This window comes from Caulobacter sp. 602-1, assembly GCF_003931565.1.
GTDB lineage: Bacteria > Pseudomonadota > Alphaproteobacteria > Caulobacterales > Caulobacteraceae > Caulobacter.
The window spans coordinates 142,572-161,179 of the sequence record NZ_RRYI01000008.1 but is presented as its reverse complement, the minus strand read 5'-3'; the positions used below and the strand labels follow the sequence as shown (position 1 = coordinate 161,179).

17 protein-coding genes are annotated in these 18,608 nt (G+C 68.6%); 5 read left to right on the top strand and 12 right to left on the bottom strand.

Features of this window, described 5'->3' with window-relative positions:
- Window positions 1-135: 135 nt before the first annotated feature.
- A complete protein-coding gene (locus tag EIK80_RS21260; RefSeq protein ID WP_125159014.1) occupies window positions 136-642 on the bottom strand; it encodes a DUF1993 family protein in 507 nt (168 codons plus the stop codon).
- A 120-nt stretch (window positions 643-762) separates the two neighbouring features.
- Here EIK80_RS21260 and EIK80_RS21255 point away from each other — a divergent pair, with 120 nt between their 5' ends.
- The gene (locus EIK80_RS21255; protein WP_125159013.1) at window positions 763-1,194 is read left to right on the top strand and encodes a CBS domain-containing protein; all 432 of its coding nucleotides are present in this window, start codon (window positions 763-765) and stop codon (window positions 1,192-1,194) included.
- Between the two features lie 68 nt (window positions 1,195-1,262).
- Here the strand turns inward: EIK80_RS21255 and mdh are convergent, their stop codons facing one another.
- Window positions 1,263-2,225 (bottom strand): malate dehydrogenase, encoded by a 963-nt coding sequence (gene mdh, locus EIK80_RS21250; RefSeq protein ID WP_125159012.1) that lies wholly within the window; start codon window positions 2,223-2,225, stop codon window positions 1,263-1,265.
- Window positions 2,226-2,360: 135 nt separating this feature from the next.
- Between mdh and EIK80_RS21245 the strand changes: the two genes are divergently transcribed.
- Both EIK80_RS21245 and EIK80_RS21240 read left to right on the top strand, forming a co-directional pair.
- Entirely contained in the window at window positions 2,361-3,407 is a 1,047-nt protein-coding gene (locus EIK80_RS21245; protein WP_125159011.1) for a MaoC family dehydratase, read from the top strand.
- Complete coding sequence (locus EIK80_RS21240; RefSeq protein ID WP_125159010.1) at window positions 3,400-3,825, top strand: HIT domain-containing protein; 426 nt, start codon at window positions 3,400-3,402, stop codon at window positions 3,823-3,825. The genes EIK80_RS21245 and EIK80_RS21240 overlap by 8 nt, the downstream gene beginning before the upstream one ends.
- Here the strand turns inward: EIK80_RS21240 and EIK80_RS21235 are convergent.
- Window positions 3,822-4,868: a hypothetical protein gene (locus tag EIK80_RS21235; RefSeq protein WP_199743575.1), complete on the bottom strand. Its 1,047-nt coding sequence runs from the start codon at window positions 4,866-4,868 to the stop codon at window positions 3,822-3,824. The two genes, EIK80_RS21240 and EIK80_RS21235, sit on opposite strands and share 4 nt — an antisense overlap.
- Window positions 4,869-4,888: 20 nt before the next feature.
- On the bottom strand, window positions 4,889-5,779 hold the full coding sequence (locus EIK80_RS21230; RefSeq protein WP_370450248.1) for a CoA ester lyase: 891 nt from the start codon (window positions 5,777-5,779) through the stop codon (window positions 4,889-4,891).
- Between the two features lie 116 nt (window positions 5,780-5,895).
- On the opposite strand from EIK80_RS21230, the gene EIK80_RS21225 reads away from it, so the two are divergent.
- Window positions 5,896-6,279: a DUF2237 family protein gene (locus tag EIK80_RS21225; protein ID WP_125159009.1), complete on the top strand. Its 384-nt coding sequence runs from the start codon at window positions 5,896-5,898 to the stop codon at window positions 6,277-6,279.
- Window positions 6,280-6,354: 75 nt separating this feature from the next.
- On the opposite strand, the gene EIK80_RS21220 is transcribed toward EIK80_RS21225, so the two are convergent.
- The 6 genes from EIK80_RS21220 to mutS all read right to left on the bottom strand — a co-directional run bounded on the left by EIK80_RS21220 (window position 6,355) and on the right by mutS (window position 14,555).
- Window positions 6,355-7,104: an SDR family oxidoreductase gene (locus tag EIK80_RS21220; protein WP_125159008.1), complete on the bottom strand. Its 750-nt coding sequence runs from the start codon at window positions 7,102-7,104 to the stop codon at window positions 6,355-6,357.
- A gap of 94 nt (window positions 7,105-7,198) precedes the next feature.
- A complete protein-coding gene (locus EIK80_RS21215; protein ID WP_125159007.1) occupies window positions 7,199-8,101 on the bottom strand; it encodes an AraC family transcriptional regulator in 903 nt (300 codons plus the stop codon).
- Between the two features lie 67 nt (window positions 8,102-8,168).
- Complete coding sequence (locus EIK80_RS21210; protein WP_125159006.1) at window positions 8,169-8,705, bottom strand: hypothetical protein; 537 nt, start codon at window positions 8,703-8,705, stop codon at window positions 8,169-8,171.
- A 63-nt stretch (window positions 8,706-8,768) separates the two neighbouring features.
- On the bottom strand, window positions 8,769-8,936 hold the full coding sequence (locus tag EIK80_RS26470) for a hypothetical protein (RefSeq protein WP_199743574.1): 168 nt from the start codon (window positions 8,934-8,936) through the stop codon (window positions 8,769-8,771).
- A gap of 70 nt (window positions 8,937-9,006) precedes the next feature.
- Window positions 9,007-11,829, bottom strand: coding sequence for a [protein-PII] uridylyltransferase (locus EIK80_RS21205; RefSeq protein WP_125159005.1), 2,823 nt, complete (start codon window positions 11,827-11,829; stop codon window positions 9,007-9,009).
- A 20-nt stretch (window positions 11,830-11,849) separates the two neighbouring features.
- Complete coding sequence (gene mutS, locus EIK80_RS21200; RefSeq protein ID WP_125159004.1) at window positions 11,850-14,555, bottom strand: DNA mismatch repair protein MutS; 2,706 nt, start codon at window positions 14,553-14,555, stop codon at window positions 11,850-11,852.
- A 132-nt stretch (window positions 14,556-14,687) separates the two neighbouring features.
- On the opposite strand from mutS, the gene EIK80_RS21195 reads away from it, so the two are divergent.
- Window positions 14,688-15,170 (top strand): energy transducer TonB, encoded by a 483-nt coding sequence (locus EIK80_RS21195; RefSeq protein ID WP_125159003.1) that lies wholly within the window; start codon window positions 14,688-14,690, stop codon window positions 15,168-15,170.
- On the opposite strand, the gene dnaJ is transcribed toward EIK80_RS21195, so the two are convergent.
- Together dnaJ and dnaK are read right to left on the bottom strand one after the other, a co-directional pair.
- Window positions 15,167-16,324 carry a molecular chaperone DnaJ gene (dnaJ, locus tag EIK80_RS21190; RefSeq protein WP_125159002.1) on the bottom strand — a complete coding sequence of 386 codons (1,158 nt, stop codon included), beginning with the start codon at window positions 16,322-16,324 and terminating at the stop codon, window positions 15,167-15,169. The genes EIK80_RS21195 and dnaJ overlap by 4 nt on opposite strands.
- 160 nt (window positions 16,325-16,484) lie before the next feature.
- Window positions 16,485-18,386 (bottom strand): molecular chaperone DnaK, encoded by a 1,902-nt coding sequence (dnaK, locus tag EIK80_RS21185; protein ID WP_125159001.1) that lies wholly within the window; start codon window positions 18,384-18,386, stop codon window positions 16,485-16,487.
- Window positions 18,387-18,608 lie beyond the last annotated feature (222 nt).

The following is an 18,608-nucleotide window of genomic DNA, read 5'->3' as shown; positions in this document are numbered from 1 at the left end:
TGGATCCTGCGCTAACAGGCCGGGGTCGTGACGGTGGAGGCGCTGCTGATAAAGCGCCGGAAGCCGGGGCTTATGCACAGAAAAGGGCGAGGAGTCAAAGGGGGCGGCCATTCACGGCCGCCCCGGGGGCGAGGATCAGGCCACGCCCAGGAAGTCGCGCTTGCCGACCTCGACGCCATTGTGGCGCAGGATCGCGTAGGCGGTGGTGATGTGGAAGAAGAAGTTCGGCATGGCCTGGGTCTGGAAATAGACCAGGCCCTTGACCACGCTGGTCTCGCCGCGGCGGGTCAGGGTGATGTCGCGATCCTCCGCGCCGGCGAAGGCGGCCGGATCCAGGCCCTCGACATAGGCGATGGCCCGGTCGATGCGGGCGATCAGTTCAGCGAAGCTGGTCTCGACATCATCCCAGGCCGGAACCTCGGCCCCGGCCAGGCGCGCGCAGCAGCCCTTGGCGAAGTCGGTGGCGATCTGCGCCTGGCGGATCAGCGGGAACATGTCGGGATAGAGTCGCGCCTTAAGCAGGGCGTCCGGATCCCATCCCTTGGCCTCGACCACGGCGGCGGCCTTGGTCAGCACGCCCTTCAGACCCTTCAAGCCCTGAATGAACACGGGCGCGCTGGCCTGATGGATAGAGATCGCCATGGGAAGCTCCACGAAAAAGGGAAGCGCCTAGATACGCGCGCGCCGTGACGATCGGAAGCGGAACGGTTGGCCCAAGCTGAGGGTTTTACAGCCTCGAATTCCAACCCACGAGGTTCCTCCATGAAAGTCAGCGACGCCATGACCAGCCAGGTCTCGGTCGCCCGTCCCTCCGACACCATCCGCCAGGTCGCCCAGACCATGGCCAAGGTCGAAAGCGGGGTCGTGCCCGTGGTCGACGACGGCAAGGTGGTCGGCATGGTCACCGACCGCGACATCGTCCTGCGCGTGGTCGCCGAGGGCCGCAGCTTCGACAGCCCCATCTCCGAGGCCATGTCGGAGGGCGAGGTCCTGAGCGTGAAGGAGGATGACGTGCTGGCCGACGCCACCGCCAAGATGGCCAACAATCAGGTCCGCCGCCTGATCGTGCTGAACGACGCGGGCGACCTCACCGGCATTCTTTCGCTGGGCGATGTGGCCAAGGACTACGGCGCCAAGCAAGTCGGCAAGACCCTGGAGGAAATCTCCCAGGAAGGCGGCGAAGCGGCGCACTAAGCGACCGAAAGCAAAAAGGGCGGCCCCGCGAGGAGCCGCCCTTTGTCGGTCCTGAAATCGAAAGTCGCTTAGACCAGCGAGCTGTCGATGGCCTTGCAGGCTTCCATCAGGCCCTTAACCGAGGCGACCGAGGCGGCGAACATGGCCTTCTCGGCGTCGTTGGTTTCGAACTCGACGATCTTTTCCGCGCCGCCGGCGCCGATGACGACCGGCACGCCGACATAGAGGCCGTCCAGGCCATATTGCCCGGTCAGGTAGGTGGCGCAGGGCAGGACGCGCTTCTTGTCCTTCAGGTACGAGGTGGCCATGGCGATGGCGCTCTCGGCCGGGGCGTAGAAGGCCGAGCCGGTCTTCAGCAGAGCGACGATCTCGCCGCCGCCCTTGCGGGTGCGCTCGACGATGGCGTCCAGCTTCTCTTGCGTCAGCCAGCCTTGCTTGACCAGTTCCGGCAGCGGCAGGCCGCCGACCGTCGAGTGACGGACCATCGGCACCATGTCATCGCCGTGACCGCCCAGGGTCCAGGCGTGGATGTCTTCGACCGAGACGCCGGTGGCTTCGGCCAGGAAGTAGGCGAAGCGGGCCGAGTCGAGGACGCCGGCCATGCCGATGACCTTTTCCTTCGGCAGGCCGGAGAACTGCTGCAGGGCCCAGACCATGGCGTCGAGCGGGTTGGTGATGCAGATGACGAAGGCGTTCGGGGCGTGGGCCTTGATGCCTTCGCCGACGGCCTTCATGACCTTCAGGTTTATGCCCAGCAGGTCGTCGCGGCTCATGCCCGGCTTGCGCGGCACGCCGGCGGTCACGATGCAGACGTCGGCGCCGGCGATGTCCTCGTAGGCGTTGGCGCCCTTCAGGGCCACGTCCTTGCCGAACACGGCCGAGGCTTCGGCGATGTCGAGGGCCTTACCCTGCGGGGTGCCTTCGGCGATGTCGAACAGGATCACGTCGCCCAGCTCTTCGCGAGCGGCGATGTGGGCCAGGGTGCCGCCGATCATGCCGGCGCCGATAAGGGCGATCTTCGCGCGAGCCATGGGGTCTCCATCAAGGCTGTGGACAGTGGAATGTCGGGGCGCGGTCTAGACCCGTCGCGGCTCGGCCTCAAGCCCTCTTTCCGGTTTCGCTGCACTGCGGCAAAGATGGCTGAACAACGATAAGGAGCACCGGGGATGAGCAAGACCGATCCAGGCCATTTCTTCGAGGACTTCCGTCTCGGTCAGAGACTGGTCCACGCCACGCCCCGGACGATTACGGCCGGCGACGTCGCGCTGTACACGGCGCTGTACGGGCCACGCTTCTCGCTGTTCTCGTCGGACGAGTTCGCCCGAGCCTGCGGCCTTATGTCCGCCCCCGTCGATCCGCTGATCGCCTTCCACGTGGTGTTCGGCAAGACCGTGCCGGACGTCAGCCTGAACGCCGTCGCCAACCTGGGCTACGCCGAGGGCCGCTTCCTGGCTCCGGTGTTTCCGGGCGACACGCTGAGCGCCGTCTCGGACGTGATCGGGCTGAAGGAGAATTCCAACCGCAAGACCGGCGTCGTCTATGTGCGAACGACCGGGACCAATCAGCGCGGCGAGGCGGTGCTGAGCTATGTCCGCTGGGTGATGGTCCGAAAGCGCGATCCGGGCGCGGAGATCACCGAGCAGGCGGTGCCGACCCTGTCGGCGGCAGTGGCTCCGGCCGACCTGACGGTTCCCGAAGGCCTGGACTTCTCGAAATACGACTGGCCCCTGGCCGGCGCGCCGCACGCCTTCGAGGACTATGTCGTCGGCGAGCGGATCGACCATGTCGACGGCATGGCGGTCGAGGAGGCCGAGCACCAGATGGCCACGCGCTTGTGGCAGAACACGGCCAAGGTCCATTTCAACCAGTTCGAGCGGGCCAAGGACCCGTCGGGCAAGCGGCTGATCTATGGCGGCGTGGTGATCTCGACCGCCAAGGCCCTGTCCTACAACGGACTGCAGAACGCCGGCCTGATCCTGGCGATCAACGGCGGACGGCACGTGGCCCCGTTCTTCGCCGGCGGCACGGTGTTCGCCTGGAGCGAGGTGCTGGACAAGGCTGATCTCGGCGGCGTCGGCGCCCTGCGCCTACGGCTGGTGGCGACCAGAGACCGTCCGTGCGACGATTTCCCCGACAAGGACGGCGAGGGGACCTACAATCCGGCCGTCATTCTCGACTTCGACTACTGGGCGGCGGTTCCAAAGCGTGGCTGATTTCAAGCTCGACCCCGCCTTCGTCGCCACCGCGCACGAGGTCGCCGACCTGCCGCTGTGCGAAGTGCGTCTGCATGACGACGCCCGCTACCCATGGCTGGTCCTCATTCCCCGCCGGCCCGGCCTGCGGGAGATCGAGGACCTCGAGACCGGCGATCGCGTCCAGCTGATGGAGGAGATCGTCCTGGCCGGGACCGCCGTCCGCGCGGTCGGGGCGACGCTGGGCCTGCCGGTCGACAAGCTGAACGTCGGGGCCCTGGGCAATGTCACGGCCCAGCTGCATGTTCATGTCGTGGGCCGCCGCGGAAACGATCCGGCCTGGCCGGGCCCCGTCTGGGGTCACAGCCCGGCGGCCGCCTATACGACCGAGGACCTCGCGGCGGCGATGGCGGCGGCGCGGGACGCCTTGAAGCTCTAACGCTTCTTCTTCGCCGAGCCCTTCCTGGCCGCCGTCGCCTTGCCCTTGCGAGCAGAGGTCGCCTTGGCCTTGCCGCCCTTGCCCTTCTTCAGGGCCGAGCCCTTGCCGCTCTTCCTGGCCGCGGCGGCGCACTTGGCCTTGGCGGCCTTCAGCGCCTTGCCTTTCTTGCCCCGGGTCGAGCAGGCCGGCGAGGCGGCGACCGGCGCCGTCGGACGGGCGACCACGCGCGGCGGCCAGACATAGGGTCCGCGCCCCTGCCCTTCATAGCCAGGCGGGGCCTGCGGAAGAATGTGTTCGGCGCTGACCGCCTGGGTCGCGCCGTTCTCGACCAGTTCGCCCGACCATCGCTCGTCGCCGGACGAACGCAGGGTCAAGGTCGTGGACTGGCCGCCCCTGGGGCTGAAGCGGACGACGACGTCGCCGCCGTCCCGGCGCAGGTCGTCGATCAGCCCCGTCGAGCCGACTGCCCCCGGACGGCGGACGTCGCGCCAGGCGCCCTCCAGTTCGCCGTAGCCGCCAGCCTTGTCGACGAGCTGCAGGGCGTAGAGTTGGCCGCCGTCGGCCCCGACGATCCGCCAGCCGCCGTCGAGCGGGCCTTGCAGGTTCTGGGCGGCGGCGATCGAGCCCTTGACCCGCAGTTCATAGACCTGGGCCTTGGTCAGCTCGGCGCCGGTCGGCGCCTCGGGCTCCGGCGGCGGAATCGGCAGGATGGTGGCCCGGTGCCTGGCCGCCGGCTTGTTGGCGGCGGTCTCGGCGGCCTCCTCGTCGACCGTCTGGCCGCTCTGCGAGATGAGGTCGGCCATCGGATCGATGGCCTGGGGGATCTGCGAGGAATCCAGGACAGGCGCCGACGGCGTTGGGACCGCCGTCCTGGCCGGCGCTTCGGCGCCAGGCGCAGGAACTGGCGCGGGCGCGGTCGACGGCGCGGCCTGGGTCCCGAAGGTCGGCACATAGCCCGTGGGCGGGGCCGTCGCCGGAGTCTGTTGCGCCAGCGCCGGGCTGGCCATCAAGACGACGGAAAGAACGATAGCCCGAGCCCGCATACGAAACCTTCTGGTACCCCCTAGGCGGCGACCGATCGCGCCGCGATGGCCTCCGCCACCGCGACAAGACGCTGCGCCTGCGCCAGATGCAAGCGCTCGGCCATCTTGCCGTCGACGCGCAAGGCTCCTTTGCCAGCATTTTCGGGCGCGCTGAAGGCGGCGATCACCGCCTGGCTCCAGGCGATGTCCTCGGGCGAGGGGGAGAACACGCGGTTGCAGATCGCCAGATGCTTGGGATGGATCAGGGTCTTGCCGTCGAAGCCGAAGTCGACGCCCTGGACGCAGACGGCCTCCAGCGCGTCCAGGTCCTCGATATCGTTGTGGACCCCGTCCAGGATGGTCAGGCCGTGGGCCCGGGCGGCGGCGACCGACAGGGTCAGGAGCGGCAGAAACGGGGCGCGATCCGGCGTCTGGCGGGCCCGCATCTCCTTGGCGAAGTCGTTGACGCCCATCACCCAGGTCGACAGGCGCGTGCCATGCACGGCCCCGGCGATGTCCCATAGGTGGAAAGCCGCCTTGGCGGTCTCGATCATGGTCCACAGCCGGGTCGCGGGTGGAGCGCCATTCAGGTACTGGTCGTACAGGCGCACACCGTCGGCGTCGTCGACCTTGGGGACCAGCACCGCGTCCGGCCCCGCCTCGGCGGCGGCGCGCAGATCCTCGGCGCCCCAGGGGGTGTCGATGCCGTTGACACGGATCACCACCTCGCGCGCGCCGAAGCCGCCGGCCTTGACCGCCGCCACGGCCGCCTCGCGCGCCGCCGGCTTCATCTCCGGCGCGACAGCGTCTTCCAGGTCGAGGATGATCACGTCGGCATCCAGCGTGCGGGCCTTCTCGACGGCCTTGGCGTTGGACGCCGGCATGTAGAGGGCGCTGCGGCGCGGGCGGATGGCGGTATCGGTGTCGGTCACGGAAATCCCCTGCTCTCTTGTCCTTCACCCGACCCTAGCACCGCCGCGACGCAGCAAAAGCCTTCCCCGTGCGGGAAGCGGCTTGGCGCCGCCTCTCACGGGGTTAGGATCGCCCCATGAGCACCACCCGGTACGACAACAGCGCCAGGAACGTCATGGGCGGCGAGCTCGCCCCTTGCTCGCTGGATCCGATCACCGGCTTCTATCGCAATGGCTGCTGCGAGACGGGCCCGCATGACCTGGGCCTGCACACCGTCTGCGCGGTGATGACCGACGACTTCCTCGCCTTCTCCAAGGCCCAGGGCAACGACCTCTCCACCCCGCGTCCCGAACTGGCCTTCCCGGGCCTGAAGGCCGGCGACCGCTGGTGCCTGTGCGCCGGCCGCTGGAAGGAAGCCCTCGACGCCGGCATGGCCCCGCAGGTGGTGCTGGACGCCACGCACGAGGAGATGCTGGCGGTGGTGACCCTGGGCGTGCTGAAGGATCACGCGGTGGCGTGAGAACGCGCGGTCCGGGGCCACGACCCTGGCCCCGGACCACACGGGTGATTTCAGCCCGCGCCCGTCGCTCTCTCTCTAGCCGAACCGCGCTTTGGAAAGCGCCACCGCGTCCGCGCCGGCGGGGAAGCGCAGCCGGCCCTTGGTGTCGGCGACGGCGTCCCAAACAGCTTCGGCGACGTCGATCTCCCGGGTGGTCATCGCCGGCTTGGCGAAGCTCTCGAAGATCGGCGCGGCGAAGTCGGCATAGGCCGGCGGGATCAGGTCCTCGACCTTGACATCGGTGTTCTGGCTGAAGCGGGTCGTCGGGCCATAGCCGGGCTCGACCAGCTTCGCGCGTACGCCGAAATGACCCAACTCGTGGGCCAGCGACCCCGTGAAACCCTCGATGGCCTGCTTGCTGGCGGTATAGGCGGCGGCCAGCGGCATGGCGGCCAGGGTGACGCTCGAGGTAACGTTGACGATCACGCCCGAACGGCGCGCCCGCATCCCCGGGATCACCGCCTGGCACATGGCCATGACGCCGAAGGTGTTGGTGTCGAACACCTTGCGGATGTGGGCCATCGGCGTAGCTTCGAACGCGCCGACGACGCCAACCCCGGCATTGTTGACCAGGGCGTCGATCGGACCTGCGGCGACGACGGCCGCGGCGATGCTGTCCGGCTGGGTCACGTCCAGCGGCAGGATGCGCAGGGCCTCTGAGCGCGGCAGAACATTCGGGTCGGGCCGGCGCATGGTGGCGATGACGCGCCAACCGTTGGCCAGGAAATAGCGAGCGGTTTCGAGGCCGTAGCCCGAGGACGCGCCGGTGATCAGGATGGTTTGCATGGGGACCTCCACGGATGGGACGGTCTCCTCAATGCGCCTTCACGCCAGGCCAATCGATAATCGAACGTCCAAGATTAGTTTCCGATCGTCCAGATCAGGCGGCAAGGCTCCGAACGAACCGGCCAGGTGAGCAGCCCTGCCGCTTGCGAAAGGCCGTGCTGAAGGCGCTGGCGGACTCATAGCCGATCTCGTCAGCGATCCTGTCGAGGGTCTTGTCTCCGCTGACAAGGGCGGTCCTGGCCAGGGCCATGCGCCACCGCGCCAGATACTCGATCGGCCCGCAGCCCAGCACCTCGCCGAAGCGCGCGGCGAAGGCCGATCGCGACAAGCCGGCGATCTTGGCCAGTCCCGCGACCGTCCAGTGGGCGCGCACGTCGGCGTGCATGGCCCGCAGGACCCGGGCCAGGGCCGGGTCGCGCAGGCCATTCAGAAGGCCGGCCCGGGCGTCGTCGCGGGCCACGCCACGCCAGCGCAGGGCCTCGACCAACAGGACCTCCAGCATCCGCCGCAGGATCATGTCCTTGCCTGGCTCGTCGCGTCCGCACTCGTCCATGATCAGCGCGATCACGCCCGCCAGGCGGTCGGTCCGCCCCTCCGAGGCGGGGATGTGGATCATGCGCGGCAGCAGGGCCAGCAGCAGCGACGCGTTGACCTGCTCGATGCCGAAAGCCCCGCCCAGGGACTCGAAATCGGCCTCGCCCTCCTGCTCGCCGTGCCGGACAGGGACCTCCGTGGGTTCGCGCGCCTCGCCCGCGACGCCGGGGGCGCTGCTCAGGGTGAAGGCCGGTGTCGACGGCAACAACAGGAAGTCGCCCCGCCCCATCCGGAAGGCCGGCTGGCCCTCGAAGGCGATCCAGCATTCGCCCTTGAGCACAATCGTGAAGCCCGGCGCGTCGTGGGCGGCGTAGCGCACGCCCCAGGTTCCCCTGCCGGTGATGGGCTTGGAGATGACCGAGTTCGGCCGGAGCAGGGCGATGACGTCGCTGAGCGGATCCATTCGGACGATCGAAACTGAAATCTAGCCCAGTGATTATCGATCATCGCACCTGACTGTCCAGCCGCCCCTACTCCTCCCGCAGCTCCAAGGCCGTGAACGGCGCCTGGCCGCGTTCGATGCGGATCAGGTCCAGCACGCCGAGAATCTGGCGGGAGCGCCATTGGCCTTGCAGGTAGGAGATCGGACCCAGGGTGACGCCCGCCGCGACCTGGATCGCCACGGTGCTGTGCGCGCGAATGAAACTCAGCATGCTGTCGCCCGCCAGGTCCGCCATGATGGCCGCGATCGTCAACGGCACGGTCAGGTAGACGACAACCACCGCCCGGACCATCTGATCATGTCGACGGGCGTTCAGGCTGGCCAGGGCCGACAGGGCGTCGAACGTGGCGTCGTCGATCCCGTCCAGCAGCGCGAAGGCCTTCGCCGTCGAAGGGTTCCGGCGAAAACCGTTGAGGAAGTCGACGCCCATATAGCCCCAGGCGCCGGGCGTGTAGAACGCCTCAAGCAACAGGTTCCAGGCCGGGAACAGGCGCTTCAGCTTGTCCCAGAGAGCCCAGGCCTCGGCGGCCTCGCCCCTCGCCGTTACCGCAACACCCTTCGCCATGCCCGCCCCGCGCTCAACCTGAGGCAAAGGTCTAGGCAGCCAGACGCGCGATGTCGATCCCGCTCAGGACTTCGACGACAGGTCCGGGCGCGAGGCCAGGAACGCCGCCTTTTCCTCGGGCGTCAGCACCTTGGCGGTCTTGCGTCGCACCACCTTCGGCGTCGGGCGGGCATAGGCCCCGGCGATGACCGCGGGCTTGAGGTCGGCCAGGCGCTTGATGGGCGGCTTCATGTCGTTTCCCGATTTGGCCCCGGTTGCGGACGGACTCTAGGCGGCGATCCGTGATGGCGGCAAGACAGCCCTACCGCGCCACGCTGGCCCGCGCCCGTTTCAAGCCCGGTCGGGCGGCGGGCGCGGTAGCCTCGTTCTGCTCCAGAGCCGCCAGCAGGTCGGCCTTGACGCCGGCCACCTTGCGGGTCTCGGTCAGCTTTCCGCCTTCCGGCGTCTGGACGTAGAAGGCGTCGACGGCGCGCTCGCCATACCCGTCGATATGGGCCGACTGGATGGAGAGGCCGTTGTCGGCGAGGGTCTTGGCCAGGGCGTGCAGCAGGCCCGGCCGGTCGCGGCCCGAGGCCTCGACCACCGTGGCGTCGTTGGACGCCTCGTTGTCGATCGTCACGGTCGGCGCGATGGCGAAGGCGGCGGCGCGGGACGGTTCGGAGCCCCGGCGCGGCTCTACGCCCAGAGACTCGCCCTTGCCGGCGGCTTCCAGCGCATCGGCCAGGCGGCGCAGGGCGCGCGGGTTCTCGCAGCCGAACGGCGCGCCGGTCACGTCCTGGACGTAGAAGACGTCCAGCGCCTGGCCCTGGCGGGAGGTGAAGACCCGAGCCCCGACCACATTGCCGCCCAGGGCGGAAATGGCCATGGCCAGGTCGGCGAACAGGCCGCGGCGGTCCTTGGCGGCGACCACGATCTCGGCCGCGTTCTGGTTGGGCTGCACTCGGCCCTCGGCGGCGGCCCCGCCCTGGATGGCGGCGCGGCGGGCCAGGGCGGCGTGCTCGAACAGCTCCTCCTGCGGAAAGGCGCTGAAATAGGCGTTCTCCATCGCCGACACCCAGCCCTTGGCGGCCGGATCGATCTCCAGCAGCGTGGCGCGGGCGGCCTCTGCCAGACTTTCCTGGTGGCGCAGGACGTTGGCGGCGGCGTCGCTGCCGCGCCCGCCCCGGAACACGGCCTCGGTGGCGTTGTAGAGCTCGCGCAGCAGCTGGCCCTTCCAGCCGTTCCACACCCCCGGCCCGACGGCGCGGATGTCGGCGACGGTGATGACCAGCAAGAGGCGCAGGCGCTCGGGGTTTTCGACGATCCGGGCGAAGGCGGCGACGGTGCCGGGATCGGACACGTCGCGCTTCTGGGCGAAGTCGCTCATCACCAGGTGGTTCTCGACCAGCCAGGCGACCAGTTCGACCTTGACCCGTTCCAGGCCCAGGCGCTCGCAGGCGCTGCGGGCGGCGCGGGCCCCGGCCTTTTCCTGGCCGCCAACGCCGCCCTTGCCGGTGTCGTGCAGCAGCATGGCCAGGAACAGCGCTTCGCGGTCCTCGATCAGGGGCATGATCGAGACGGCCAGGGGGTGGTCCTCGACCAGCCGGCCGGCCGCCATGTCGCCGATCACGCCCACGGCCCGCAGGGTGTGCTCGTCCACCGTGTACGAGTGGTACATGTTGAACTGCATCTGGGCGACGACGCGGCCGAACTCGGGGATGAAGCGGCCCAGGACCCCGGCGTCGTTCATCAGGGTCAGGGTGCGATAGCTGCGCTTGCCGCGCGCCAGCAGGTCCAGGAACGCCCGGCAGGCCTCGGGGGCGCGGCGCACCTTGGACGTGATCAGCGAGAGACTCCGGGTCACCGCCGTGAAGGCGTCCGGATGCAGGTCGAGATCGCGTTCGTCGGCGATCTTGAACAGGCGGATCAGATTGACCGGATCGGCCTCGAAGACCGCCGGCCCGTCGATGTTCAGGCGACCGCCGTCCTCGTAGAACCCCTCGACGTCCAGCGCCTTGCGCTTGGGCCGGCCGCCCGGCAGGAAGCGCGAAATGCCCTTGGGCTCGTTCTTGAAGTGCTCGGCCTCCAGCTTGGCCGAGAAGGCGCGGGTCAGGGCCCCGACCTCCTTGGCGATCAGGAAGTAGCGGCGCATGAAGCGCTCGACCGCCGGCGCGTCACCCCGGTCGCCATAGCCCATGCGGCGGGCGATCTCGGGCTGCAGATCGAAGGTCAGCCGCTCCTCGGGCCGCCCCGTCGTGAAATGCAGGTGGGCCCGCACGGCGTGCAGGAAGTCGAAGGCGCGGATGAAGGCCTTGGTCTCTCGGCTCGAGAACACCTCCAGCTTGAAGACGTCCTCCGGCCGATCGACCGGGTGCAGATATTCGGCGATCCACATCAGGGTATGGAGGTCGCGTAACCCCCCCTTCCCTTCCTTGACGTTGGGCTCGACCATGTAACGGCTGGTCCCGGCCCGGGCCTGGCGATCGTCGCGTTCCTTCAGCTTGGCGGCGACGAACTGGGCGCCGGTGCCCTTCATCACGTCGTCTCGGAAGCGTTTCTTGAGATCGTTGGCCAGGCGCTCGTCGCCGGTCAGGCGGCGGGCCTCCAGGATCGAGGTGCGGATCGTGAAGTCTTCCTTCGAGAGGCGCACGCACTCCTCGATGGTCCGCGAGGCGTGGCCGACCTTGAAGCCCAGATCCCACAGCGCATAGAGCATGAACTCGATGACGCTCTCGGCGTGCGGCGTCTGCTTGTAGGGCCGCAGGAACAGCAGATCGATGTCGCTGAACGGGGCCAGGGTGCCCCGGCCATAGCCGCCGACGGCCAGCAGGCACAGGCGCTCGCCCTCGGTCGGGTTTCGGGCTCGAAAGACGTGGACCGTGGTGAAGTCGTAGAGGGCGGTGATCACCTCGTCGGTGACGCCGCTGATCAGGCGGGCGGTCTCGACGCCGCTGGCGCCGTTCTCCAGCCGCTCCTTGGCGATCATCCGGCCGCGAAACAGCGCCTGCTTGAGGATGTCGATGGCCCGGGCGCGCTGCTCGGCCTCGTTGCCGATGGCGTCGAGGGCGGCGGCGGACAGGCGCGCGCGCAAGGCGTGCCCGTCGACGACATGTTCCAGGCGGGTGGGGCGGAGGCGACGGGGCATATGACCTATATGGTTACGCGCTAGGTCTTGAGCAGACCCTTAAGACGATAGAGGGCTTCCAGGGCCTCGCGGGGGCTCATCCCGTCAACATCGAGGTCCTCCAGCGTGGTCTCGACCGCGCTGGGCGCCGCTCTGGCGGGCGCCTGCGCCACGGCCTGGCTGACGGCGAACAGCGGCAAGTCGTCCAGCTTGGCCGGCGACTGATCCTTGCTCTCCAAGCGATCCAGCACCTCGCGAGCGCGCACGACGACCGGACCGGGCACGCCGGCCAGCTTGGCCACCTGGACGCCGTACGAACGGTCGGCCGGACCCGGCGCGGCCTCGTGCAGGAAGACCAGGTCGCCGTTCCATTCCTTGGCCCTCAGGGACAGGTTGGAGACGTGCGCCATCCGCTCCTCCAGCGTCGCCAGCTCGTGATAGTGCGTGGCGAACAGGGCGCGGCTCTTGTTGGTGTCGTGCAGGGCCTCGGCGCAGGCCCAGGCGATCGCCAAACCATCATAGGTGGCCGTGCCCCGGCCAATCTCGTCCAGGATCACCAGGCTGCGCGGCCCGGCCTGGGTGAGGATGGCGGCGGTCTCGACCATCTCCATCATGAAGGTCGAGCGACCGCGGGCCAGATCATCGCCCGCGCCCACGCGGCTGAACAGGCGGTCGACGACGCCGAGGCGGAAGCTGGCGGCCGGCACGTAGCAGCCCGATTGCGCCAGGATCGCCAGCAAGGCGTTCTGGCGCAGGAAGGTCGACTTACCGGCCATGTTCGGGCCGGTGACGATCGACAGCCGCGCCCCGGTCTCGCCCGAGGCGTCCAGGCAGCAGTCGTTGGGGGTGTAGGGATCGCCGGCGCGCTTGACCGCGGCCTCGACCACCGGGTGGCGAGCGCCCTTGGCGTCGAAGGCGTAGGAGGCGTCGACGATCGGCCGCACCGCGCCGGCGTCCTCGGCCCATTCGGCTAAGGCCGAGGCGACATCGAGCCGCGCCAGGGCCTCGGCGGCGATCTGGATGGCGTCGGCGTGGGCTCGAGCCTGCTCGCGCCAGTCCTCGAAGGCGGCGACCTCCATGGCCAGGGCCCGCTCGGCGGCCTGGGCGATGCGGGCGTCCAGATCGGCCAGCTCCACCGTGGTGAAGCGCACCTGGTTGGCCAGGGTCTGACGGTGGATGAAGGTGGCGTTCAGCGGCGGCTGGAACAGCGGGTCGGCCTTGCCGGCCGTGGCCTCGACGAAATAGCCCAGCACGCCGTTGTGACGGATCTTCAGCGGCACGCCGCTCTCGGCCATCAGCTGGGCTTCCAGGGCGATGATCACCTTGCGGCTGTCGTCACGCAGGCCCCGCGCCTGGTCCAGCTCGGGCCGGACGCCGGCGGCGACGAAGCCGCCGTCGCGGGCCAGGGCCGGGAGATCGGGGCCCAGGCCCTGCTCCAGGGTGTTCAGGAATTGCGACAGCCCCTCGTGCAGCGACGGGGTCAGCGCCTTGAAGGCGTGCTCCAGTTCGAACGGCGGCGGCGACAGCGGATCGGGCGAACCGCCCGCCATGCCGGCCAGACGCTCGCCAACCTTCAGGGTGTCGCGCAGGCAACCCAGATCGCGCGGCCCGCCTCGCCCCAAGGCAAGACGCGACAGGGCGCGGGCCATGTCGCCGGCGCCTTTCAGCACCTCACGCAGGCGCTGGCGCAGCTGGCGGTGTTCGACGAACCACTCGACGGCGTCCAGGCGCTGATCGATGGCGGCGACGTCCAGCAGCGGCCGGGCCAGGCGCGAGGCCAGCATCCGCGCGCCGCCGGCGGTCACCGTGCGGTCTATACAGGCCAGCAGCGAGCCGTTGCGGTCGCCGGTCTGGGTGCGGTCGATCTCCAGGCTGCCGCGCGTGGCCGGGTCGATGGCCATGACGTCGGCGTCGGCGGCGCGGCGCGGCGCGCGCAGGGCCGGCAGCTTGCCGGCCTGGGTCATTTCCAGATGGGCGGCGATCAGGCCCAAGGCGCCGACTTCGGCGGGAGTAAGTCCGCCGAAGCCATCCAGGGTCTCGACGCCGTAGAGGCGCTTGACCCGCGCTTCGGACGCCTGCGGCTCGGACAGGGCCGAGGGCATCGGCTGCACCAGGCCGCCGCAGATCTTCAGGGTCTGAGACAGCGCATCGTCGGACAGCAGCCGGTCGGCGACGAGGGTCTCGGACGGGGCCAGGGCGGCCAGGATCGGCGCCACGGCCTCCTTGGCCACGGTGAAGACCTCGACCTCGCCGGTCGACAGCTCGACCGAGGCCACGGCCGCCTGGCCCGCGCGGATGGCGACGGCCGCCAGGCGGTTGGCGCCCCGCGCGTCCAGCAGGCCGTCCTCGGTCAGGGTGCCGGGCGTCACGACCCGGACGATGTCGCGACGGACGACAGACTTGGAGCCGCGCTTCTTGGCTTCGGCCGGGTCTTCCATCTGCTCGCAGACGGCGACCTTGAAGCCCATGCGGATCAGCTTGGAGAGATAGGCCTCGGCCGCGTGCTGCGGCACGCCCGCCATCGGGATCGGCTGGCCGTTGTGGGTTCCCCGGAACGTCTGGCTGATGCCCAGGGCCGCGGCGGCCTTGTAGGCGTCATCGAAGAACAGCTCGTAGAAGTCGCCCATGCGGAAGAAGATCAACGCGTCGGGCTGCCGCGCCTTCATCTCGAAGAACTGCGCCATCACCGGCGTCGCGCCGGCGGGGTCGAGCAGGTGGGCGGGGGTCGGCGTGGCGTGGGCGTTCATGACGCCTGGAAACTACAGAGCGTCGCGACTCCCGTTAAGGGGCGGCGTTAAGGAAATAAGGGTATGGAACATCATGCTCGGAACGTTCGAGCATCCTTGACGACCATATCGACGTGCGGTTGAGCTTTGCCTATGAGCACAGCCTCGCCACCACCTCCCGCCGGCACGATCATCCACCGGCCCGACTGGCTGGTGAAACCCTCCGGCGAGGATTTGGCCGAGTTCTATCCAGCGCGCGCGGCGCGGCGCGACATCTCCGGCAGGGCGACCATCAGGTGCGACGTGATGGCCGACGGGCGGCTAGACGGCTGCATGGTCTTGGAGGAATCGCCGACCGACGAGCACTTCGGCGACGCGGCGTTGAAGATGGCGTCGAAGTTCCAGATGACCAAGCCCGATCCCAACGGGCCGCCGGCTTCTGTGACGATCCCGCTCGTTTTCCGCCCGCCGGAACCGCACGCGATGATCCGGCCGGACAAGGAGACCATGCAGTCCATGATGGGCGCGGCGGCTGGCGTCGCCGCCATCGCACTTACCCTGCTGCTGGTGTTGATCTGGGGCCTGGATCGCTACAACACCCCCGCGGCGGAAAGGCGTCCGAAGGGGGAACCCTAGTTCCCCGTCACCTCTTCCCAGAACCGCTTGGCCTTGCCGACGAAGTTGGCGGACTTGGGGTTCTGCTTCTCGCCGCAGAGGCCGGCCAGTTCGCGCATCAGTTCCTTCTGGCGCGCGGACAGGTGGGTCGGGGTTTCGACGAACAGCTCGACCACCAGGTCGCCGCGCTGGCGGCTGCGCAGGGACGGCATGCCCTTGCCCTTGAGGCGGACGGTCTTGCCGGTCTGGGCGCCTTCGGGAACCGTGACGGTGATCTTGCACTCGCCGTCGCAGGTCTCGCCGCCCAGCAGGCAGGGGGCCTCGATCTCGCCGCCGAGGGCGGCGGTGGTCATCGGCACCGGCACGGTGCAGAGCAGGTCGAGACCGTCGCGCTCGAACAGTTCGTGCGGGGTCACCGACAGGAAGATGTAGAGGTCGCCGCGCGGACCGCCGCGCGCGCCCGCGTCGCCCTCGCCCGCCAAGCGGATCCGGGCGCCGTCGTCGACGCCGGCCGGGATGCGGACCGACAGGATGCGCTCGCGGCGCACCTGGCCGTGGCCATGGCAGTTCTGGCAGGGATCGAGAACCAGACGGCCCGAGCCGCCGCAGCGCGGGCAGCCGCGCTCGACCGCGAAGAAGCCTTGCGTGGCGCGGACCCGGCCGGCGCCGCCGCAGGTGCCGCAGACGGTGGGGTTGGTGCCGGGCTTGGCGCCCGAGCCTTCGCAGACCTCGCAGGTCATGGCGGCGGGCACCTTGATCTCGACCTCGGCGCCGGCATAGGCCTGCTCGAGGGCGATCTCCAGATCATAGCGCAGGTCCTGGCCGCGCTGGGGACCGTTCGACTGACGGCGACCGCCGCCGAACATCTCGCCGAACACGTCGCCGAAGACATCGTTGAAGATGTCGCTGGCGTCGAAGCCCTGACCACCGAAGCCGCCCGCGCCGCCTTGGCCGCCATTGACGCCGGCATGGCCGAAGCGGTCGTAGGCCGCGCGCTTCTGCGGATCGGAGAGGACCGAATAGGCCTCGTTGATTTCCTTGAACCGGCCGGTGGCGTTCTCGCATCCGCCGTTGCGGTCCGGGTGGTGTTCCATCGCCAGTTTGCGGAACGCGGACTTCAGACCAGCGTCATCGATGGTCCGGGTCACGCCGAGAATTTCGTAATAGTCGCGCATAATCAGCGTCTGGCGCCCAAAAGGCCCACGAAAGTGGCGTTGATGAAGGAAGAGGTGGGATAGCACGCGGCCCGGCGCAAGGCGCCAGCGGGCGGAGCGGCAAGAGGTCGCGGCCGCGGAACAGGGCTGTCGCTGATGTTCCGCGGCGCGCGCATGGCGATTAGTTCGCCGGCTTGTTGTCGTCGACTTCCTCGAACTCGGCGTCGACGACGCCATCGTCCGCGGCCTCGGCGCCGTCAGCGCCTTCGGCCGAACCCTGTTGCGAAGCGTACATGGCTTCGCCCAGCTTCATCGACGCCTGGATCAGCGCTTGGGTCTTGGCCTGGATGGCCTCGACGTCGTCGCCTTCCAGGGCGGTCTTCAGCTCGGTGACGCCGGTCTCGATCGCGGTCTTTTCAGCCGCGCCCACCTTGTCGCCGTGCTCGGCCAGGGCCTTCTCGGTCGAGTGCAGGATCGCCTCGCCCTGGTTCTTGGCCTCGACCAGTTTCTTCTTGGTTTCGTCCGCGGCCTTGTTGGCCTCGGCTTCCTTGACCATGCGCTCGATGTCCGCGTCCGAAAGGCCGCCATTGGCCTGGATGCGGATCGAGTGCTCCTTGTTGGTCGCCTTGTCTTTGGCGTGGACCTGCACGATGCCATTGGCGTCGATGTCGAAGGTGACTTCGATCTGCGGGATGCCGCGCGGCGCCGGCGGGATGCCGACCAGGTCGAACTGGCCCAGGATCTTGTTGTCCTGCGCCATCGGGCGTTCGCCCTGGAACACGCGGATCGTCACGGCCGACTGGTTGTCGTCAGCGGTCGAGAAGGTCTGCGAGCGCTTGGTCGGGATCGTGGTGTTGCGTTCGATCAGCGGGGTGAACACACCGCCCAGGGTCTCGATGCCCAGGGTCAGCGGGGTCACGTCCAGCAGCAGCACGTCCTTGACGTCGCCTTGCAGCACGCCGGCCTGAACGGCCGCGCCCAGCGCCACGACTTCATCGGGGTTGACGCCCTTGTGCGGCTCGCGGCCGAAGAAGTCCTGCACCGCCTGCTGGACCTTGGGCATGCGGCTCATGCCGCCGACCAGGATCACTTCGTCGATGTCGCTCTTCTTCAGGCCGGCGTCCTTGAGGGCCTGTTCGCACGGACCGATGGTGCGGGCGATCAGGTCGTCGACCAAGGCTTCCAGCTTGGCGCGCGACAGCTTGATGTTCAGGTGCAGCGGACCCGAGGCGTTCATGCTGATGAACGGCAGGTTGACCTCGTACTGAGCCGTCGAGGACAGCTCCTTCTTGGCCTTTTCCGCTTCCTCGCGCAGGCGCTGGAGGGCCAGCTTGTCCTTGCGCAGGTCGACGCCCTGCTCCTTCTTGAACTCGTCGGCCAGGTAGTCGACGATCCGCAGGTCGAAGTCCTCGCCGCCCAGGAAGGTGTCGCCGTTGGTCGACTTCACTTCGAAGACGCCGTCGCCGATTTCCAGGATCGACACGTCGAAGGTGCCGCCGCCCAGGTCATAGACGGCGATCTTCTTGTTGTTGTCCTTGTCCAGGCCATAGGCCAGGGCCGCGGCGGTCGGCTCGTTGATGATGCGCAGGACTTCCAGGCCGGCGATCTTGCCGGCGTCCTTGGTCGCCTGACGCTGGGCGTCGTTGAAATAGGCCGGGACGGTGATGACCGCCTTGGTCACGGGCTCGCCCAGGTGGGCCTCGGCGGCTTCCTTCATCTTCTGCAGAATGAAGGCCGAGACTTCCTGCGGGCTGTAGTCCTTGCCGTGGGCCTTGACCCAGGCGTCGCCGGTCGGGCCCTTGACGATCTCGTAGGGCACCATGCCCTTGTCCTTCTCGACCACCGGATCGCTGGCGTTGCGGCCGATCAGGCGCTTGATCGCGAACAGCGTGTTGGTCGGGTTGGTCACGGCCTGGCGCTTGGCGGGTTGGCCGACAAGGCGCTCGCCGTCTTCCAGGAAGGCCACGACCGACGGCGTGGTGCGAGCGCCTTCGGCGTTCTCGATCACCTTCGGGTTCTTGCCGTCCATGATGGCCACGCACGAGTTCGTGGTGCCAAGGTCGATGCCGATAATCTTGCTCATTTTGGTACCTGTTCGCTCCTTTAGGCGGACGGTGGTGACGAGGGCCTTCTCGGAAGCGCCCCGGTTTTTCTCGTTCCCGTCCCCGATGGGTTCGTACGCTTTACGGTTAGATCCACATCCTGTCCCACCGGCGAAAACCGAGCGGGCAAAATGCGTTGTGCGAACTTGACGAGCCCGTCAACCCCGCTTCGAAGCCGGATATGGGGGATAGGGTGAAGGGCG